This window comes from Lysobacter arseniciresistens ZS79, assembly GCF_000768335.1.
In the GTDB taxonomy this organism is placed as follows: Bacteria; Pseudomonadota; Gammaproteobacteria; order Xanthomonadales; family Xanthomonadaceae; genus Novilysobacter; species Novilysobacter arseniciresistens.
On the sequence record NZ_AVPT01000022.1, the window covers coordinates 1 to 18,019 of the forward strand.

Below are 18,019 nucleotides of genomic sequence, written 5' to 3' on the forward strand. Positions count from 1 at the left end.
GGCAACGGCCAGCCGCGCCAGTCGAGCCAGTCGGCGAGGTCGCGGCGGCCGGCCGAAAGCGCCACCCCGAGCGGGGTCTGGCCGTCGGCGGCGCGCAGGTCCGGCGAGGCGCCGTGGGCGACCAGCCGCCGCAGCGCGTGGTCGCGCCCGAGCGCCGCGGCCAGGTGCAGCGGGCTCATGCCGCGGCTGTCGCGGGCGTCGAGGTCGACGCCGGTGTCGAGCAGTCGGTCGACCAGAGCCGTCCAGCCCAACCGCACCGCCAGCGCCAGCGGCGGGTCGCCGGCGGGGCTGGCGGCGAACGGGTCGGCGCCGTGGTCGAGCAGTTCCAGTGCAAGCGGTTCGAGCGCGCGGGCGCCGGGGTCGGCGCCGGTGCAGGCGGCGAGGAAGCGCGCCAGGCCACCCGCGCCGGCCGGCGACACCCCGCGCCGCAGCAGTGCCTGCAGCGCCCCCCGCGACGATGGGCCACGTTCCAGCAGCAGGCTCATCGGGGTGTGGCCGCGGCCGTCGCGGACCTCGGGGTCGGCGCCGCGGGCGAGCAGCCACTCGACCTGGTGCGCCGGCACCACGCCGTCGCCGTCGTGCAGCAGCGCGCCGAGTTCGGCCGGGCCAAGCAGCGCGGCGACCGCGTCGAGCTGGTGCTCGCGGCCCTCGCCGAGGCCCTCGCGCAGCAGCGCGGCGGGGGCGCGGTCGGGCAGCGCCTGCTCGCCACCGACACTGGCCGGCAGGGCGTGGGCGGGGTCGAGCACGGCAACCAGCGACCAGCGGCCGGCGGCGGCGGCGCGGTCGACCGCGCGCTTGCCGTCGGCATCGGTGCGGGCCGGGTCGATCCCGAGCGCGAGCAGGCGCTGGACCAGCGCCGCGTCGCCGCCCTCGGACATGCAGGCCAGCATCAGCAGGTCGCGGCCGTCGTCGTCGGTGGCGGTCGCGACCTCGTGGCGATCGGCCGGGACGGCGTCGAGCAGGTGCTGGAGCAGGCCGAGGTGGCCACCGCTCGCCGCCTCGTGCAGCGGCGTGCGGTGGCGGTCGTCGGCGGCGAGCGGGTCGGCGCCGGCCGCCAGCAGCGCGTCGGAGATCGCCTGGTGGCCGGCCCGCGCGGCTTCGTGCAGGGCGCTGCGGCCGCCCGGACCGCGGGCGTCGACGCGCGCCTTGAGCTTGAGCAGCAGTTGCACGCCGGCCGGGTCGTCATCCTCGCCGGCCGCGGCCGACAGCAGCGCCGGCTGGCCGCCGGCGGGTTCGGGCCGGGCGCCACGCTCCAGCAGGAACCGGGCCAGCCGCCAGTTGCCAGCGGCGCAGGCGACGCCGAGCGGCGACAGGCCGTCATTGTTGAGCACCTCCAGCTCGGCCGCGGCGTCGCGCAGCAGCGCGGCCACGCCCGGGTCGGAACTGCGCGCGGCAAAGTGCAGCGGGGTGTTGCCCTCGGCGTCGGTCGCGCGCGGGTCGGCGCCGTTGGCGAGCAGGGTCATCACCGCGTCGGGGCGGCCGTGCCAGCTGTCGCGGGTCGCGGCCAGCAGCGGGGTCATGCCGGCGTGGGCACGGTTGAGGTCGACCCCGCGGGCGATCAGTTCGCGCAGCAGGCGCAGGTCGGGCAGCACCGCGGCGAGCACGGCGAGGCTGCGCTGGTCGCGGTCGCCGGCCGGCGGCGGCGCGTGCGGGTCGGCGCCGGCCTCGATCAGCTCCAGCGCGCGTTCGACCCGGCCGTTGCGGGCGGCGTCGTAGAGGTCCGGCTCCAGCGGCTCGGCCGGCGGCGCGGGGGGCGCGGCGGTCTCGCCGGCCACCGTCGCGGCGGTCAGCGGCAGCGGTTCGGGCGATGCCGCGGGCGTCACCGGCGCGACCACGGACGGCTCCGCCGCGACGGGCGGGGCGACTTCGGCCACCGCGTCCTCCGTCGCTTCGTCGTCTACGTACTCTTCCTCGTCGAAGAAGCGCAGCGCCTCCGGTGGTGCGACCCGCTGCAGCCACAGATGCAGCCCGGCCGAGCCCGCCATCAGCGCGACCGCGCCGAGCCAGCGCCACGCGCCGCCCAGCAGCGACGGCCAGGCCAGCATGATCACCAGCCCGCCAACCAGCGCGACCGCCACCGCGACGCCGAGCCCGCGCCACGCGCCCGGCTCCAGCCCCGCCAGCGCGCGCCAGTGGTCGCCGAGGGCGCCGTCATCGCGTTCCAGCCCCTGCCACAGCGGCCAAAGCCGCCACAGCACCAGCAGCGCGACGCCGACCACCGCGCTCAGTGACAGCGCCGCCATCAGCGAGCCGCCTTCCAGCAACGCGGTCAGCGGCCACGCCACCACCAGTGCCAGGCCGGCAATGGCGCCGACCCACAGCAGCAGCAGCGGCATCGCGCTGTGGCGCAGGCGCGCCGGCTCGACCGGCCGGCCGCTGCGCCAGTGCCGCGCGGCCAGTGCGAACACTGGTTGCGCCAGCGTGCCGGCCAGCGCCCCGGCCCAGCCGCCGACGCCAGCCAGCAGCGCCAGTACCACCGCGCCCGCGCCGAGGCCGGCCAACGGGGTGCGCTTCACCGGCGAATCAGGCATCGGTGCCCCAGTCTCCGCTCAACGGGTCGGCTGCGGCACTCGGCGGCATCTGCAGGTGGAAGCCGCGGGTGGCGAGGTTGCCGCGCACGGTGGCGGCATCGCTGCGGGCCAGCCGGCGCTCGGGCGTGACCTCGAGTTCCATCACGAACTGCATCCGCCCCAGCGCGTTGCGCACGGACGCCGGCACGCGCTCGAAGTCGTCGCGCGCGGCGAGGAACACGTAGGTGTCGTCCTTGCGGAGACTCTTGTAGACAAACGCTTGCATGTCGGCGGCCGGGGGAAGCTGCGCGGCGGGGCTGGCGACAAGCATACCCGCAGCCCGGCGGGGCGCGAATCCGGCGTTCAGCCTGTGTCCGCGCCCGTCGTGCAAGGGCCTCAGTGGTAACCGGCGTCGGCCGCGACCTTGCCCTTGAACACGCTGTACGACCACCACGTGTAGCCGAGGATCGCCGGCAGCAGGAACGCGATGCCAACCAGCAGGAAGCCCTGCGACGACGGCGGCGATGCGGCCTCCCAGATGGTCAGCGCCGGCGGCACGATGTTCGGCCAGACCCCCAGCACCAGCCCGGCGAAGCCCAGCGCGAAGAAGCACAGCGTCAGCACGAACGGCCGGGCGTCGCGGCCCTGGTCCATCACCGCGCGCCACAGCAGCAGCGCGTTGGCCAGCGCCAGCAGCGGCACCGGCGCCAGCCACAGGACGTTCGCGCCCTCGAACCAGCGCGCCATGATCCGCGAGTCCAGGAACGGCAGCCACGCGCTGACCAGCCCCATGAAGGCGACCACCACCAGCACCAGCGGCCGGGTCAGCACCCGCGCGTTCTTCTGCAGCGCGCCTTCGGTCTTGAGCACCAGCCAGGTCGAGCCCAGCAGCGCGTAGCCGAACAGCACCGCGATCCCGGTCAGCATCGGGAACGGCCCGAACCAGCCGAACGCGCCGCCGAGGTAGCGGCCGGCCTCCAGCGGCATGCCCTCGACCAGCGCGCCGAGGATCACCCCCTGCGCGAACGCCGCCAGCATCGAGCCCAGCGCGAACGCCGCGCCCCAGAACCGCTTGGCCCGCCGCGCCTTGAAGCGGAACTCGAACGCCACCCCGCGGAAGATCAGCGCGATCAGCATCAGCAGCACCGGCACGTACAGCGCCGACAGCAGCAGCGCGTAGGCCTTCGGGAACGCCGCCAGCAGGCCGGCGCCACCGAGCACCAGCCAGGTCTCGTTACCGTCCCAGATCGGCGCGGCGGTGTTCATCATGTGGTCGAGCTGGGCCTCGTCCTCGGCGAACGGCGCGAGGATGCCGAGGCCGAGCACGAAGCCGTCCAGCAGCACGTACATCAGCACGCCGAAACCAATCACGCCGAACCAGATCACCGGGAGCACGGTCTGCAGGTCCATCACCGGGCCTCCCGGATGGCGTCGGTGCCGATGTCGTCCTGCCGGTTGCCGACCGACAGCGGCCGCGCCGGCGTGCGTTCGCCGTCGTCGTGTTCGGGGGCCGGCTCGTGCGGCAGCGGCCCGCGCCGGATCAGCGCCAGCAGGTAGCCGATGCCGGCGCCGAAGATGATCGCGTAGGCGGTCGCGTAGATCGCCAGCGACCAGGCCACCGCCGCGGCGGTGATGTTCGGACTGACCGCCTCGCTGGTGCGCAGCAGGCCGTACACCACGTACGGCTGGCGGCCGATCTCGACCACGTACCAGCCGGCCAGCAGCGCGACGAAGCCCGACGGCGCCATCAGCCGCCAGCCATTGAGCAGCCAGCGCGAGTCGTACAGCCACCGGCGCCGCCACGCCCACGCCGAGGCGACCACCAGCAGCAGCATCGCAAGTCCGATCCCGACCATGACCCGGAACGCCCAGAACACCGGCGCGACCGGCGGCCGCTCCTCCGGCGGCACCATGCTCAGCGGCTCGATCGTCCCATCCCAGCTGTGGGTGAGGATCAGGCTGCCCAGCCGTGGCACCTCGACCGCGTAGTCGTTGCGCTCCTCGGCGGCGTTGGGCCAGCCGAACAGCACCAGCGGCAGCCCCGCGCCCTCTTCGCCTTCTTCCCAGTGGCCCTCCATCGCCGCCAGCTTGGTCGGCTGGTGCTCGGCGACGTTGAGCCCGTGCAGGTCGCCCACGCCGACCTGCAGCGGCACCGCGATGATCGCGAACGCGACCGCCAGCCCGAGCATCCGCTTGCCGGCGGCGACGTGCTCGTCGCGCCGCAGGTACCACGCGCCGACCCCGCCGATCACGAAGCAGGTGGTGATGAACGCCGCCAGCACCATGTGCGCCAGCCGGTACGGGAACGACGGGTTGAAGATGATCGCCCACCAGTCGACCGGCACGAATACGCCATCGATGATTTCGTGCCCCTGCGGCGTCTGCATCCAGCTGTTGGCGGAGATGATCCAGAACGTCGAGATCAGCGTGCCCAGCGCGACCATGCAGGTCGCGAAGAAGTGCAGCCGGTGCGACACCCGCTTCCAGCCGAACAGCATCACCCCGAGGAAGGTCGCCTCCAGGAAGAACGCGGTCAGCACTTCATACGAAAGCAGCGGCCCGAGGATGTTGCCGGCGCGCTCGCTCAGCACCGCCCAGTTGGTGCCGAACTGGAAGCTCATGACGATGCCGCTGACCACGCCCATGCCGAACGAGATCGCGAAGATCTTGAGCCAGAAGAAGTAGAGGTCGCGCCACAGCGCCTCGCGCGTGCGCAGCCAGCGAAATTCGAGGAAGGCCAGCCAGCTCGCCAGGCCGATCGTGAAGGCCGGGAACAGGATGTGGAACGAGATCACGAAGCCGAACTGCACCCGTGACAGGAACAACGGCGAGAACCATCCGGCATCCACGCATCGCACCTCCGCGGCGCGCGGGGGAGCGCCGCGACGGCCATTGTACGCGCGGGTTGTTCAGCTTCCGTCCCCGCCGGCGCCCTGTGCGCGCCCTGCCCGATCGCCGCCGGTGTGACGCCGGTCATCCCGCCCATGACCGCCGGCCGGTCCCCGGCAGGCCCGCCGCTGCTACGCTTCGGGCACTTTTGTCCGCCGGAACCCTGCCGATGCTCCGCCTGCTGCCGCTGTCCGCCGCCCTGCTGCTGTCGACCCCGCTGTTGTCCACCGCGCATGCCCAAGGCGTGCCGCTCAACGAGGCCGCCACCGCCTCCACGCCGATCACGCTCGGCCAGGCGATGGCCGACCCGGACTGGATCGGCCCGCCGGTGGAGCGCGCGTGGTGGTCGTGGGACAGCAACCGCGCGCAGTACAACCTCAAGCGCGAGGGCGAGTCGATCCGCGATACCTGGGAGGTCGGCATCACCGGCGGCGTGCCGAGCCGCGTCGACGGCGCCGCGCGCGCGCAGCTCGATGCCGCCAACCCGGCCTACGACGCCAGCCGCACGCGCATGGCGTTCGTGCGCAACGGCGACATCTTCGTGCGCGACCTGCGCAGCGGCGCGCTGACCCAGGTGACGCGCAGCAATGACGCCGAGTCGCGCCCGCAGTGGAGCCGCGGCGGCAACCTCGTGTTCCGCGCCGGCAACGACTGGTACCAGTGGCACGCCGGCCTCGGCACCAGCCAAGCCGCGATCGTCAAGGCCGAGAAGGACCCGGCGCTGGAGCCGCTGCCCGACGACCTGCGCGACCGCCAGCTGCGACTGATCGAGACCCTCGCCAGCGATCGCGCCCGCCGCGAGGCCGCCCGCGCGCAGGACGAGGCCTGGCGTGCCGCCGACCCGACCCGCGCGCCGCTGCCGGCCTACCTCGGCGACGGCCTGTCGATCGTCGACAGCGCGCTGTCGCCGGACGCCGCGTGGCTGCTGGTGGTGACCGAGCCGAAGGACGGCGACGAAGGCCAGGCCGGCAAGATGCCGAAGTACGTCACCGAGTCGGGCTACGAGGAGTTCGAGGAGGTGCGCGTGCGGGTCGGCCGCAACGCACCGCTGCCGCACCGGCTGTGGCTGGTCGAGGTCGCCAGCGGCAAGGTCGCCGAGCTCGGCTTCGACGGCCTGCCCGGCATCGCCACCGACCCGCTGGCGGCGCTGCGCGAGAAGGCCGAGCTGCCGCCGCTGGACGGCAACCGCCCGGTGCGGGTGGAGACCGACGGCGACGGCACCGGCCCGGCGATCCACTGGCGCGACGACGGCCGCAGCGCCGCGGTGCTGCTGCGCGCGGTCGACAACAAGGACCGCTGGATCGCGACCGTGACCCCGACCACCGGCCAGGTCGCGCAGGCCGCGCTCGCGCCGCGCCACCGCCTGCACGACGACGCCTGGATCAACTGGGGCTTCAACGACTTCGGCTGGACCGGCGACGGCGCGCTGTGGCTGCTGTCGGAGCAGACCGGCTACTCGCACCTGTACATCGCCGACGGCGCCGGCGAGCCGCGCGCGCTGACCTCGGGCGAGTGGGAGGTGTCCGCGCCGGTGCTCGGCGCCGACGGCCGCACGTTCTTCTTCACCTGCAACCGCAACTGGCCGGGCGACTACGAGGTCTGCGCGGTCGACCGCGACGGCGGCGGCGTGCGCGAGATCACCGCGCTGGACGGCGTCGAGAGCTTCGCGCTGTCGCCGGACGGCGCGAAGCTGCTGGTGCGCCATTCCGACAGCTACCTGCCGCCGCAGCTGGCGGTGGTCGACACCCGTGGCGAGGAGACCGCGCTGCTGACCGACACCCGCAGCGCCGAATTCAAGGCGCGCCAGTGGGTGCAGCCGGAGATCGTGCAGATCCCGTCGAGCGACGGCGCCGGCACGATCTGGGGCAAGTACTACGGCCCGGCCGACATGCAGGCCGGCAAGCAGTACCCGGTGGTGATGTTCGTCCACGGCGCCGGCTACCTGCAGAACGTGCACGACCGCTACCCGGTCTACTTCCGCGAGCAGATGTTCCACAACCTGCTGGTGCAGCACGGCTACATCGTGCTCGACCTCGACTACCGCGCGTCCGAGGGCTACGGCCGCGACTGGCGCACCGCGATCTACCGGCAGATGGGCACGCCGGAGTTGCAGGACTACCTCGACGGCCTCGCATGGCTGGGCGCCAACAAGCAGGGCGACGTCGACCGCGCCGGCATCTACGGCGGCAGCTACGGCGGCTTCATGACCTTCATGGCGCTGTTCAAGCAGCCTGGTGCGTTCAAGGCCGGCGCCGCGCTGCGCCCGGTCACCGACTGGTCGCAGTACAACCACGAGTACACGTCCAACATCCTCAACACGCCCGTGCTGGACCCGGAGGCCTACCTGCGCTCCTCGCCGATCGAGTTCGCCGAAGGCCTGCAGGACAACCTGCTGATCGCCCACGGCATGATCGACAACAACGTGTTCTACAAGGACTCGGTGATGCTGGCCCAGCGCCTGATCGAATTGCGCAAGGACGACTGGGAGCTGGCGAGCTACCCGCTGGAGCGGCACGGCTTCGTGCATCCCGACAGCTGGTACGACGAGTACCGGCGGATCTTCGAGCTGTTCGAGGACAACCTGAAGTAGGTTGCGAAGCCCGCTTTGCCGCCCGGCCATCGACGCCTGCACACCGCGTGTGCAGGCGTTTTTCCTGACGCCGGCCCTGTCCGCCTTCCGCGTGCGCGGCCGCGGCGCGACCACTGGTCGGCGGGTCGCGACTCACGTCGCTCCTACGGTCGCGCGCCGGCGCACGTTCGCCGGGCCGCCCGCCCCGGTCGCCTAGAATGCGCGCATGACCGCGCACTCCCCCGCCCCCGACTTCACCGCCGTCCGCGACTACCTCACCGGCCTGCAGGACCGCATCTGCAGCGCCATCGAGACCGCCGACGGCCAGGCCCGTTTCATCGAGGACCGCTGGGAGCGCAGCGCCGAGGGCAGCACCAGCGGCCTGGCCGGCGGTGGCGGCCGCACCCGCATCCTGCGCGACGGCGCGGTGTTCGAGCAGGCCGGGATCGGGTTCTCCGACGTCTCCGGCACGAAGCTGCCGCCGTCGGCCACCGCCAACCGGCCGGAACTGGTCGGCGCCTCCTGGCGCGCGGTCGGCGTCTCGCTGGTGTTCCACCCGCGCAACCCCTACCTGCCGACGACGCACGCCAATGTCCGCCACTTCCGCGCCGAGCGCGACGGCGAGACGGTCGCCTGGTGGTTCGGCGGCGGCTTCGACCTGACCCCGTTCTACCCCTTCGACGAGGACGTGCTGCACTGGCACCGCACCGCCCGCGCGCTGTGCGAACCGTTCGGCGGCGCGGAGCGCTACGAGGCGCACAAGCGCTGGTGCGACGAGTACTTCTTCCTCAAGCACCGCGACGAGACCCGCGGCGTCGGCGGGCTGTTCTTCGACGACCTGCAGGGCGATGCCGGGACCGACTTCGACTACCTGCGCGCGGTCGGCGACGGTTTCCTCGACGCCTACCTGCCGATCGTCGAGCGCCGCCGCGACACGCAGTACGGCGAGCGCGAGCGGCAGTTCCAGCTGTACCGGCGCGGGCGCTACGTCGAGTTCAACCTGGTGTTCGACCGCGGCACCCACTTCGGCCTGCAGGCCGGCGGCCGCACCGAGTCGATCCTGATGAGCCTGCCGCCGCTGGTGCGCTGGGAGTACGGCTACCTGCCCGAAGCAGGCAGCGCCGAGGCGCGCCTGGCCGAGTACCTGCGGCCGCGCGACTGGCTCGAAGAACTGTAGGAGCGACGCAAGTCGCGACCCGCCGGCATCCCGGGGCGATGTACAGGTCGCGACTCACGTCGCTCCTACCCCGGAAGGCGAAGGAAGCTCCGGATCAACCGGACTGGCAGGCAATAAAAAGCCCCGCAGGCAGGGGGGGCCGGCGGGGCTGGTGGAACGGGACCTGGGGAGGGGTCGTCGTTCCGGGGGATCACTCCAGGGGAGGGAGAGATCGTCGACAGACGTTGCATCTGTCGAGGGCTAGTTGAACACCGCCAACATGGATGAAACGTGAAGATCCGGGTTAAGGAATTGTTGGATTCAGGACGGATTCAGAGCGCCAGAAACCGCCAAGCCGCGGGGCCTGCAGGCCTGCCCCGGAGCGTCCACCAGCGCCGCGTCGGGTCGCCCGTTCAGCTTTGTTGGCGCGGATAGCCGGGGTCGCCCATTCAGCTATTGCGGGACGCCGAGCGGCGGGACCCAGCGGTTCAATGCGCTTGGTCCCAGTCCAGCCCGACTCCGCTGTCCACCACCAGCGGCACCCGCAGCTCGGCGGCGGCGGTCATCCGCCTCGGCACCTCGGCCAGCAGGGTGTCGACGAAGCCGGCGTCGACCTCGAACACCAGTTCGTCGTGCACCTGCATGATCATCAGCGCCGGACCCGCGTCGCCATCGCCACGCTGCCCCGCCAGCCAGCCATCGATGTCGACCATCGCGCGCTTGATGATGTCGGCCGCGGTGCCCTGCATCGGCGCGTTGATCGCCGCGCGCTCGGCGCCGGCGCGCAGGCCCTGGTTGCGGGCGTGGATGTTGTCCAGGTACAGCCGGCGGCCGAACACGGTCTCCACGTAGCCCTGGTCGCGCGCCTGCTGGCGGGTCCGGTCCATGAACTCGCGCACGCCGGGGTAGCGGCTGAAATACAGGCCGATGTAGTCCTGCGCCTCGCCGCGCGACACGCCCAGCTGCTTGGCCAGGCCGAACGCGCTCATGCCGTACATCAGGCCGAAGTTGATCGCCTTGGCCGCGCGGCGCTCGCCCGGCTCGACCCTCTCCAGGGTCTTGCCGAACACCTCCGCGGCGGTCGCCTTGTGGATGTCGGCACCGGAGGCGAACGCGCCCAGCAGCGCCGGGTCCTCCGACAGGTGGGCCATGATCCGCAGTTCGATCTGCGAGTAGTCGCAGGCCACGATGCGGCGCCCCTCCGGCGCGATGAAGGCCTTGCGGATGCGGCGGCCGTCGTCGGTGCGGATCGGGATGTTCTGCAGGTTCGGGTCGCTCGACGACAGCCGTCCGGTGGCGGCGCCGGACTGGTGGTAGCTGGTGTGCACGCGGCCGGACTGCGCGTTGATCATCTGCGGCAGCTTGTCGGTGTAGGTGCTGCGCAGCTTGGCCAGGCCGCGGTAGTCGAGGATCACCCGCGGCAACTCGTGCAGATCGGCGATGGCTTCGAGCGCCTCCTCGTTGGCCGACGGCTGGCCCTTCGGCGTCTTGACCAGCGCCGGCAGCTTCAGCTCGTCGTACAGCAGCGCGCAGACCTGCTTGGGCGAGTCGAGGTTGAACGCGCGCCCGGCCAGTTCTGTCGCGCGCTGCTGGGCGGCGAGCATGCGCGCGCCGAGGTCGGCCGACTGCCGGCGCAGCTCGGCGGCGTCGACCAGCACGCCATTGGCCTCGACCCGTTCCAGCACCGGCACCAGCGGCACCTCGATCTCGCGGTAGACACGTTCGAGTTGCGGCTCGGCGGACAGTTTCGGCGACAGCACCCGGTGCAGGCGCAGGGTGATGTCGGCGTCCTCGGCGGCGTAGCGCGCGGCGTCGTCGATCGCGACCTGGTTGAAGGTGATCTGCTTGGCGCCCTTGCCGGCGACGTCGGCGTACTTGACGGTCTCGTAGCCGAGGTAGCGGCTGGCCAGCGAGTCCATGTCGTGGCGGCTGGCGGTGGCGTTGAACACGAAGCTCTCGAGCATGGTGTCGTCGGCGTAACCGCGCACCTCGACGCCGTGGCAGCGCAGCACGTGCAGGTCGTACTTGCCGTTGTGGCCGACCTTGCGCTTGCCGGCGTCGGCGAACGCGGGCTGCAGCGCGGCCAGCACCGTGTCGCGGTCGAGCTGCGCCGGCGCGCCCGGGTAATCATGGCCGAGCGGGATGTAGCAGGCGCGGCCGGGCTCGACCGACAGGCTCAGGCCGACCAGTCGCGCGCACAGCGCGTCGAGCGAATCGGTCTCGGTGTCGAAGGCGAACTCGTCGGCGGCCCGCAGGCGCGCGACCCACTCGCCCAGCTGCGCGTCGTTGAGTACCGTCTCGTACTCGCCCGGCGCCGACAGCGCGGGGTCGAGGCTTTCGATCGGCGCCGCGGCGCCGCGCGCGTAGCCGGCCGCGGTGTTGCGCACCCCGGCGCGGTCGCCGGTCGCGTCGGCGGCGACGGTGCCGTTGCCGGCCTCCAGCTCGCGCAGCGCCTGCTTGAAGCCGTAGCGCGCGTACAGCCCGCGCAGTGCATCGGCGTCGCGCTCGCGCAGGCGCAGCTCGTCGTGGCGGCGATCCAGCGCGAGGTCGGTGCGGATCGTGGTCAGCGTGCGATTGAGCGGCAGCCGCTCCAGCGCCGCACGCAGGTTGCCGCCGATCTTGCCCTTGATCGCATCGGCATTGGCGATCACGCCGTCGAGCGTGCCGTACTCGGCCAGCCACTTCGCCGCGGTCTTCGGCCCGCACTTCTCGACCCCGGGGATGTTGTCGATCTTGTCGCCCATCAGCGCGAGGTAGTCGATGATCTGGTCGGCGCGCACGCCGAACTTGTCGATCACCGCCTGGTCGCTGTCGAGCCGGCTGCCGCTCATGGTGTTGACCATGACGATGCCGGCGCAGTCGCCGCCGTCGGCGTCGCGGCACGGCCGCACCAGCTGGGCGAAGTCCTTGTCGCTGGTCGACACGGTCACGTCGACGCCGGCGTCGGCCGCCTGCACCGCGAGCGTGCCGATCACGTCGTCGGCCTCGACGCCGTCGATGCGGACGATGTCGATGCCCAGCGCCTGCACGATGTCGCACATCGGCTGCACCTGCGCGCGCAGCTCGTCGGGCATCGGCGGGCGGTTGGCCTTGTACTGCGGGTCGAGGTCGTCGCGGAAGGTCCTGCCTGGCGCGTCGACCACGAAGGCGATGTAGTCCGGCTGCTCCTTCAGGTGCGCGCGCAGCATGTTGACCACGCCGAACAGCGCGCCGGTCGGCTCGCCGGCGTCGTTGCTCAGCGGCGGCAGCGCGTGGAAGGCGCGGTAGAGGTAGCTGGAACCGTCGATCAGGACTAGTCGTTTCATGCGGCGATTCTACGGCGCTGCGGTCGCGCGGCCGGCGTATGCTGGCCGCAGCCACCGACGACGAGGCCCACCATGCGCATCGCCCTGCTCGCTCCGCTCGCCCTGTCCCTGGCGCTGGCCGCCTGCGCCACCACGCCGGCCGACCCGACCGCCTCGCTGCAGGACCCGGACGTCACCCGTACCGTGGCCGAGAACGGCGACGTGATCGAGCAGTACCGGGTCAACGGCCAGCTGAAGGTGGTCAAGGTCACGCCGTCGCGCGGGCCGGTGTACTACCTGATGGACCAGGATGGCGACGGCAAGCCCGACGACGAGGGGCCGGTGTCGCCGGTGTGGTGGAAACTGTTCGAGTGGAACTGACACCCCGCCTGGTGTGATCCCGACAGCCGGCCATCGCGCCGGCTGTCGTCGTTTTTCGGCCCCGGGCGCCGGTCTTCGCGTCGGCTTATCGCACGGCGTGGATAGTCGGATACCCCCGTCCGAGGACATCCCCATGCCCTACGACCGCATCAGCGACCTGCCGGACTCGGTGCGCGACAACACGCCCAAGCATGCGCAGGAGATCTACAAGGAGGCGTTCAACAGCGCCTGGGACGAGTACAAGGACTCCGATGACCGCCGCGGCGACGCCTCGCGCGAGGAGACCGCGCACAAGGTGGCGTGGTCGGCGGTCAAGCAGAAGTACGAGAAGGGCGACGACGACAGGTGGCACGCGAAGTAACTCACCCCGGCTGCAGGTTGGCGTAGGCCAGCACCAGCCACTTGCTGCCGGCCTCGTCGAAGTTGACCTGCACGCGCGCGTGCGCGCCGCTGCCCTCGAAGTCGGTGACCACGCCGGTGCCGAACTTGGCGTGGCGCACGTTGGCGCCCAGCGGCAGCGCGGGCTGCTCGATCGGCGCGTGGCCGAAGTTTCGCTTCGGCGCGGCACCGGCCATCGGCCGCGACACCTGCAGCTTCGGCCGCACCTCGTGCAGCAGCACCGGCGGGATCTCGCGCAGGAACCGCGACGGGATGCCGTACATCTCCTGGCCGTGGATGCGGCGCGCCTCGGCGTAGCTCAGCACCAGTTTTTCGCGGGCGCGGGTGATGCCGACATAGGCGAGCCGGCGCTCCTCCTCCAGCCGCCCGGATTCCTCGATCGAGCGGTTGTTCGGGAACAGCCCCTCCTCCAGCCCGGCCAGGAACACCAGCGGGAACTCCAGCCCCTTGGCGCTGTGCAGGGTCATCAGCTGCACGCCGTCCTCGCCGGCCTGGGCCTGGCCTTCGCCGGCCTCCAGCGAGGCGTAAGACAGGAACGCGACCAGCTCCGGCATCGCCTCGGCGTCCTCCTCGTCGCTGCGCGAAAAACGCGAGGCGACCGAAACCAGTTCGTCGAGGTTGTCGGTGCGCGAGTCGAGCTGGCCCTTGCTCTCGCGCGCGTAGTGCTCGCGCAGGCCGGAGCGGGCGAGCACGTGGTCGATCTTCTCGGGCAGCGGCATCGGCGCGAGTTCGGCCTCGAGGCTGTCGACCAGTTCGATGAAGCCGGCCAGCGCGTTGCGCGCGCGCGCGGCGAGCACCGGCTCGTTGGCCAGCCAGCGCGCGGCGACCCACAGCGGCGCGCCGTCGGCGCGCGCGCGTCGACGCACCTCGTCCAGCGTGCGTTCGCCGATGCCGCGCGTCGGCGTGTTGACCGCGCGCTCGAACGCGGCGTCGTCGCTGCGGTTGGCGACCAGCCGCAGGTAGGCCAGCGTGTCCTTGATCTCGGCGCGCTCGAAGAAGCGCTGGCCGCCGTAGACGCGGTACGGCACCTGCTCCGACAGCAGCGCCTCTTCGAACGCGCGCGACTGCGCGTTGCTGCGGTACAGGATCGCGACCTCGCCGTGGCTGCCACCATCGCGCACCCACTGGCGCAGGCGCTCGACCACGAACCGCGCCTCGTCGATCTCGTTGTACGCCGCGTACAGGTCGACCGGCTCGCCGCTGCCACTGTCGGTCCACAGCTTCTTGCCGAGGCGGTCGGGGTTGTGCGCGATCACCGCGTTGGCGGCGTCGAGGATGTTGGCCGAGGAGCGGTAGTTCTGCTCCAGCCGGATCGTCCGCGCACCGTCGAAGTCGCGCAGGAAACGCTGCACGTTCTCGACCTTGGCCCCGCGCCAGCCGTAGATCGACTGGTCGTCGTCGCCGACCACGAACACCTTGCCGCTGTCACCGGCGAGCACGCGCACGAAGGCGTACTGGATCGCGTTGGTGTCCTGGAACTCGTCGACCAGGATCTCGCCGAATCGGTGGCGGTAGTGCGCCAGCAGCGCGGGGTTGTCGCGCAACAGCTCGTGCGCGCGCAGCAGCAGTTCGGCGAAGTCGACCAGTCCCGCGCGCTCGCAACGCTCCTGGTAGGCGGCGTAGCAGCGCTGCATGACGTCGGCCCACTGGTCATTCGGGTCGGGCTGCAGGTGCTCTGGGCGGCGGCCCTCGTCCTTCTGCGCGTTGATCCACCACGCGATCTGGCGTGGCGGGAAGCGGCTGTCATCGAGTTCCAGCGCCTGCACCACGCGCTTGACCAGCCGCAGCTGGTCGTCGGAATCGAGCACCTGGAAGCCTTCCGGCAGCTTGGCCTCCTGCCAGTGCAGGCGCAGCAGCCGGTGGGCGAGGCCGTGGAAGGTGCCGATCCACATGCCGCGGGTGCCGCCGCCGAGCTGGGCGTCGACGCGCTGGCGCATCTCGGCCGCGGCCTTGTTGGTGAAGGTGACCGCGAGGATGCCGTGGGTCGGCACCCCGAACACCTCGTGCAGCCAGGCGATGCGGTGGGTCAGTACGCGGGTCTTGCCGGAGCCGGCGCCGGCCAGCACCAGGTAGTGGCCGGGAGGCGCGCTGACGGCCTCGCGCTGCGCCGGGTTGAGCGCGTCGAGCAGGTGGGAGACATCCATCGCGCCATTCTACCGGCGGGCGTCGCGCGGCCCGCGACGTGGGGTGAATGCGGCTTCCCGGCCGGGCACCACCCGTAGGAGCGACGTGAGTCGCGACCTGTACATCGCGGCCGGAACGTCGGCGGCTGGGCCGTGTCGTTTCGGCCGAGAGGCTTCGACACCATCCGTCCCGAGCGGGTTCAGCGGCTCCTGACGCGGTCGGCGGGTCGCGACTCACGTCGCTCCTACAGGATGCGGGTCGCCGCCGCGGCTGGCGACGGCAACCCGGCTTTGCACCTACTTCTTGCCGGCCTTCATCTCGTACTGCGCCGGCGGGGTCGCTCCCATCAGGTGCTCGACGAAGTAGTCCCAGCGCCGACGGGTCATGTAGTCGCTGTCCTCGCCGAAGCCGTGGCGGGCGTGCGGGAACAGCAGCAGGTCGAAGTCCTTGTTGGCCTTGATCAGCGCATCCACGAGCAGCAGCGTGTTCTGCGGCGGCACGTTGTCGTCCATCATGCCGTGCGCCAGCAGCAGCCTGCCCTGCAGGTTGGCCGCGCGGTTCTGGTTGGCCTGGGCGTCGTAGTTGCTGTTGCCCTCGGCGTCGACCACTTCCAGCCCCTGCCACTTCTCGGCCCAGTCGTCCTCGTAGCTGCGGTTGTCGTGGTTGCCGCTCTCGCTGATGCCGACCTTGTAGAAATCCGGGTAGGTGAACATCGCGTCGGCGGTCGCGTAGCCACCGCCGGAGTGGCCCCAGACGCCGACGCGCTCGAGGTCGATCCACGGGTGGCGCTGCGCCAGCTGCTTCAGGCCGGCGACCTGGTCGGGCAGGGTGTTGTCGCCGACGTCGCCGTTAAAGGCGTCGTGGAAGCTCTTGGAGCGCCACGGCGTACCCATGCCGTCGATCGCGACCACGACGAAGCCCAGTTCGGCCAGCGCCTGGTGGTCGATCCGCGCCGGGGTGAAGCTGCGCCCGCGCACCGAGCCGGTCTGCGGACCGGGGTAGATGTAGTTGACCACCGGGTACTTCTTCGACGGATCGAGGCCGGTCGGCTTGAACATCATCCCGTACAGCGTGGTCCTGCCGTCGCGCGCGGTGACGGTGATGGGCGTCGGCGGCACCCAGCCGGTGGCGCGCAGGCGGCTGTCGTCGGCACGCGCGATGGTGGCGAGGGTGCGGCCGTCGTCGCTGGCGCGCAGCACGGTCACCGGCGGCACGGTCGGGGTCGAATACGCATCGACGAAGTGCTTGCCGTCCGGCGACAGGGTGACGGTGTGGTTGGCGTCCTCGGGGGTCAGCAGAACCGGCTCGCCGCCATCGAAGCCGACCTTGTAGAAGTGCTGGTAATACGGGTTGCGGCCGTCCTCCATGCCAACGCCGCGGAACCAGAGCGTGCGGCTGCCGGGGTCGACATGCAGGACCTCGGTGACGTTGCCGACGCCTCCGGTGATCGCGTGCTTGAGCGTGCCGTCGGCGAGGTCGTACAGGTACAGGTGGCCCCAGTCGCTGCGCTCGGAGAACCAGATGAACTCGTTCGACTCGGGCAGGTACTTCCAGTTGACCCGGCCGTTGCCGGACTCGAAGTAGGTCGGCACGCGCTCGTGGTAGACCTCGCGGACCGCGCCGGTGGTGGCGTCGGCAACGCGCAGCCAGGTGTCCTTGTGGTCGCGCGAGGTCGAGGCGAATGCCAGCGTCCTGCTGTCTGGCGCCCACTGCACGTCCTCCCAGCCGCCGTAGCAGCTGACGTCGTCGCACAGGGTCGAGCGGTGCTGGTCGGGCGGCAGGTCGAGGCGCACGACCTTGCGGGCCGGCACGTCGATGACGACGCGCTCGATCATGGTGACGTGCTCGTCGCCGACGAACGGGTACTTCCAGCGCTCCACCTCCGGCGCGCCGATCGCGGTGCTCACCAGCACCATCTCGCTGGTGCGGCGCTGGTCCTGCTGGAAGGTCGCGATCTTGGTCGAGTCCGGCGACCAGACCAGGATCGGCCGGTCGCTGTGGGTCCAGCCGGCGTTGTCGGTGGCGTAGCCGTAGTCGGTGACGCCGTCGGTGGTCAGTTGCGTCTCGACGCCGGTGGCGGTGTTCCGGACCCATAGGTTCCAGTCGCGGATGAAGGCGGCGAGCCGGCCGTCGGGGGACTCGACCACCGGCGCGTCGCTGCCGGGCGCGTCGTCGCCGGCCGGCTTGCGGGTGGTGGTGCCGCTGGCGGCCTCGCACGTCGCCTCGCGCTGCAGGTCGCACAGGTAATGCTGCTTGCCGAGCGCGATGTCGAAGCGGCCGTCGGCGGCGATCCCGAACCCGGTCACCGGCAGCCTGGCGGCGTCCATGTCCTTGCCGCTGGCCTTCGCCAGCGCCGCGGCGAGGGCGTCGTGGTCGAACGCATCGGTGATCGCGCCGGTGGCGGCGTCGACGCGGCGGAAGTGGTCGCCGTCGGCATCGTGGTCCTTGAACCAGAAGTGGCGGTCGTCCTGCCAGACCACGGTGTGGACCGCGTGGTCGAGCAGCGGCGCGGTGTTGTAGCCCATGAAGCGCTCGGCACGGGCGTAATCGGCATGGGTGTAGATCTTGCCGCGCTCCTGCGCGATGGCCGGCGACGCGGCCAGCAGCAGGCCGGCGAACAGTGCGCCGGTCAGGCGCGGCGTGTGGTTGATGGCTCCCATGCGGTTCCCCCGAGTCGTTGTGGCCGGGCGCCACCGCTGCCGGCGGC

At 71.6% G+C, this 18,019-nt stretch carries 11 protein-coding genes; 4 read left to right on the plus strand and 7 right to left on the minus strand.

Annotation, left to right across the window (positions count from 1 at the left end):
- From N799_RS10485 to N799_RS10500, 4 genes are all read right to left on the minus strand, one after another.
- A partial coding sequence (locus tag N799_RS10485; protein ID WP_425476986.1) for an ankyrin repeat domain-containing protein occupies positions 1-2,243 on the minus strand: 2,243 nt, incomplete at its 3' end.
- A gap of 280 nt (positions 2,244-2,523) precedes the next feature.
- The gene (locus N799_RS10490; protein ID WP_036212114.1) at positions 2,524-2,796 is read right to left on the minus strand and encodes a YcgL domain-containing protein; all 273 of its coding nucleotides are present in this window, start codon (positions 2,794-2,796) and stop codon (positions 2,524-2,526) included.
- Positions 2,797-2,906: 110 nt separating this feature from the next.
- Positions 2,907-3,920: a cytochrome d ubiquinol oxidase subunit II gene (cydB, locus tag N799_RS10495; protein WP_036212053.1), complete on the minus strand. Its 1,014-nt coding sequence runs from the start codon at positions 3,918-3,920 to the stop codon at positions 2,907-2,909.
- Positions 3,920-5,359, minus strand: coding sequence for a cytochrome ubiquinol oxidase subunit I (locus tag N799_RS10500; protein ID WP_238978915.1), 1,440 nt, complete (start codon positions 5,357-5,359; stop codon positions 3,920-3,922). The genes cydB and N799_RS10500 overlap by 1 nt, the downstream gene beginning before the upstream one ends.
- Positions 5,360-5,568: 209 nt before the next feature.
- Here N799_RS10500 and N799_RS10505 point away from each other — a divergent pair, with 209 nt between their 5' ends.
- Both N799_RS10505 and hemF read left to right on the plus strand, forming a co-directional pair.
- Positions 5,569-7,989, plus strand: a complete 2,421-nt coding sequence (locus tag N799_RS10505; RefSeq protein ID WP_052101461.1) for a S9 family peptidase — start codon at positions 5,569-5,571, stop codon at positions 7,987-7,989.
- Between the two features lie 205 nt (positions 7,990-8,194).
- The gene (gene hemF / locus N799_RS10510) at positions 8,195-9,145 is read left to right on the plus strand and encodes an oxygen-dependent coproporphyrinogen oxidase (RefSeq protein WP_036212056.1); all 951 of its coding nucleotides are present in this window, start codon (positions 8,195-8,197) and stop codon (positions 9,143-9,145) included.
- A 467-nt stretch (positions 9,146-9,612) separates the two neighbouring features.
- Here hemF and polA read toward each other — a convergent pair whose 3' ends face one another.
- Positions 9,613-12,429 carry a DNA polymerase I gene (gene polA, locus N799_RS10515; protein WP_036212059.1) on the minus strand — a complete coding sequence of 939 codons (2,817 nt, stop codon included), beginning with the start codon at positions 12,427-12,429 and terminating at the stop codon, positions 9,613-9,615.
- A 72-nt stretch (positions 12,430-12,501) separates the two neighbouring features.
- Here polA and N799_RS10520 point away from each other — a divergent pair, with 72 nt between their 5' ends.
- Entirely contained in the window at positions 12,502-12,789 is a 288-nt protein-coding gene (locus N799_RS10520; RefSeq protein ID WP_036212062.1) for a DUF2782 domain-containing protein, read from the plus strand.
- A 133-nt stretch (positions 12,790-12,922) separates the two neighbouring features.
- Positions 12,923-13,150, plus strand: a complete 228-nt coding sequence (gene chaB, locus N799_RS10525; protein ID WP_036212065.1) for a putative cation transport regulator ChaB — start codon at positions 12,923-12,925, stop codon at positions 13,148-13,150.
- A gap of 1 nt (position 13,151) precedes the next feature.
- Here the strand turns inward: chaB and uvrD are convergent, their stop codons facing one another.
- Entirely contained in the window at positions 13,152-15,332 is a 2,181-nt protein-coding gene (gene uvrD / locus N799_RS10530) for a DNA helicase II (RefSeq protein ID WP_036212068.1), read from the minus strand.
- 276 nt (positions 15,333-15,608) lie between these two features.
- Complete coding sequence (locus tag N799_RS10535) at positions 15,609-17,972, minus strand: S9 family peptidase (protein ID WP_036212070.1); 2,364 nt, start codon at positions 17,970-17,972, stop codon at positions 15,609-15,611.
- Positions 17,973-18,019: the final 47 nt, after the last annotated feature.

Excerpts from the sequence above, each read along its gene's own strand:
- N799_RS10490 (WP_036212114.1), bottom strand. The coding sequence starts at position 2,796 with ATGCAAGCGTTTGTCTACAAGAGTCTCCGCAAGGACGACACCTACGTG.
- N799_RS10505 (WP_052101461.1), top strand. The coding sequence starts at position 5,569 with ATGCTCCGCCTGCTGCCGCTGTCCGCCGCCCTGCTGCTGTCGACCCCG.
- hemF (WP_036212056.1), top strand. The coding sequence starts at position 8,195 with ATGACCGCGCACTCCCCCGCCCCCGACTTCACCGCCGTCCGCGACTAC.
- chaB (WP_036212065.1), top strand. The coding sequence starts at position 12,923 with ATGCCCTACGACCGCATCAGCGACCTGCCGGACTCGGTGCGCGACAAC.
- polA (WP_036212059.1), bottom strand. The coding sequence starts at position 12,429 with ATGAAACGACTAGTCCTGATCGACGGTTCCAGCTACCTCTACCGCGCC.
- cydB (WP_036212053.1), bottom strand. The coding sequence starts at position 3,920 with ATGGACCTGCAGACCGTGCTCCCGGTGATCTGGTTCGGCGTGATTGGT.
- N799_RS10520 (WP_036212062.1), top strand. The coding sequence starts at position 12,502 with ATGCGCATCGCCCTGCTCGCTCCGCTCGCCCTGTCCCTGGCGCTGGCC.
- uvrD (WP_036212068.1), bottom strand. The coding sequence starts at position 15,332 with ATGGATGTCTCCCACCTGCTCGACGCGCTCAACCCGGCGCAGCGCGAG.
- N799_RS10535 (WP_036212070.1), bottom strand. The coding sequence starts at position 17,972 with ATGGGAGCCATCAACCACACGCCGCGCCTGACCGGCGCACTGTTCGCC.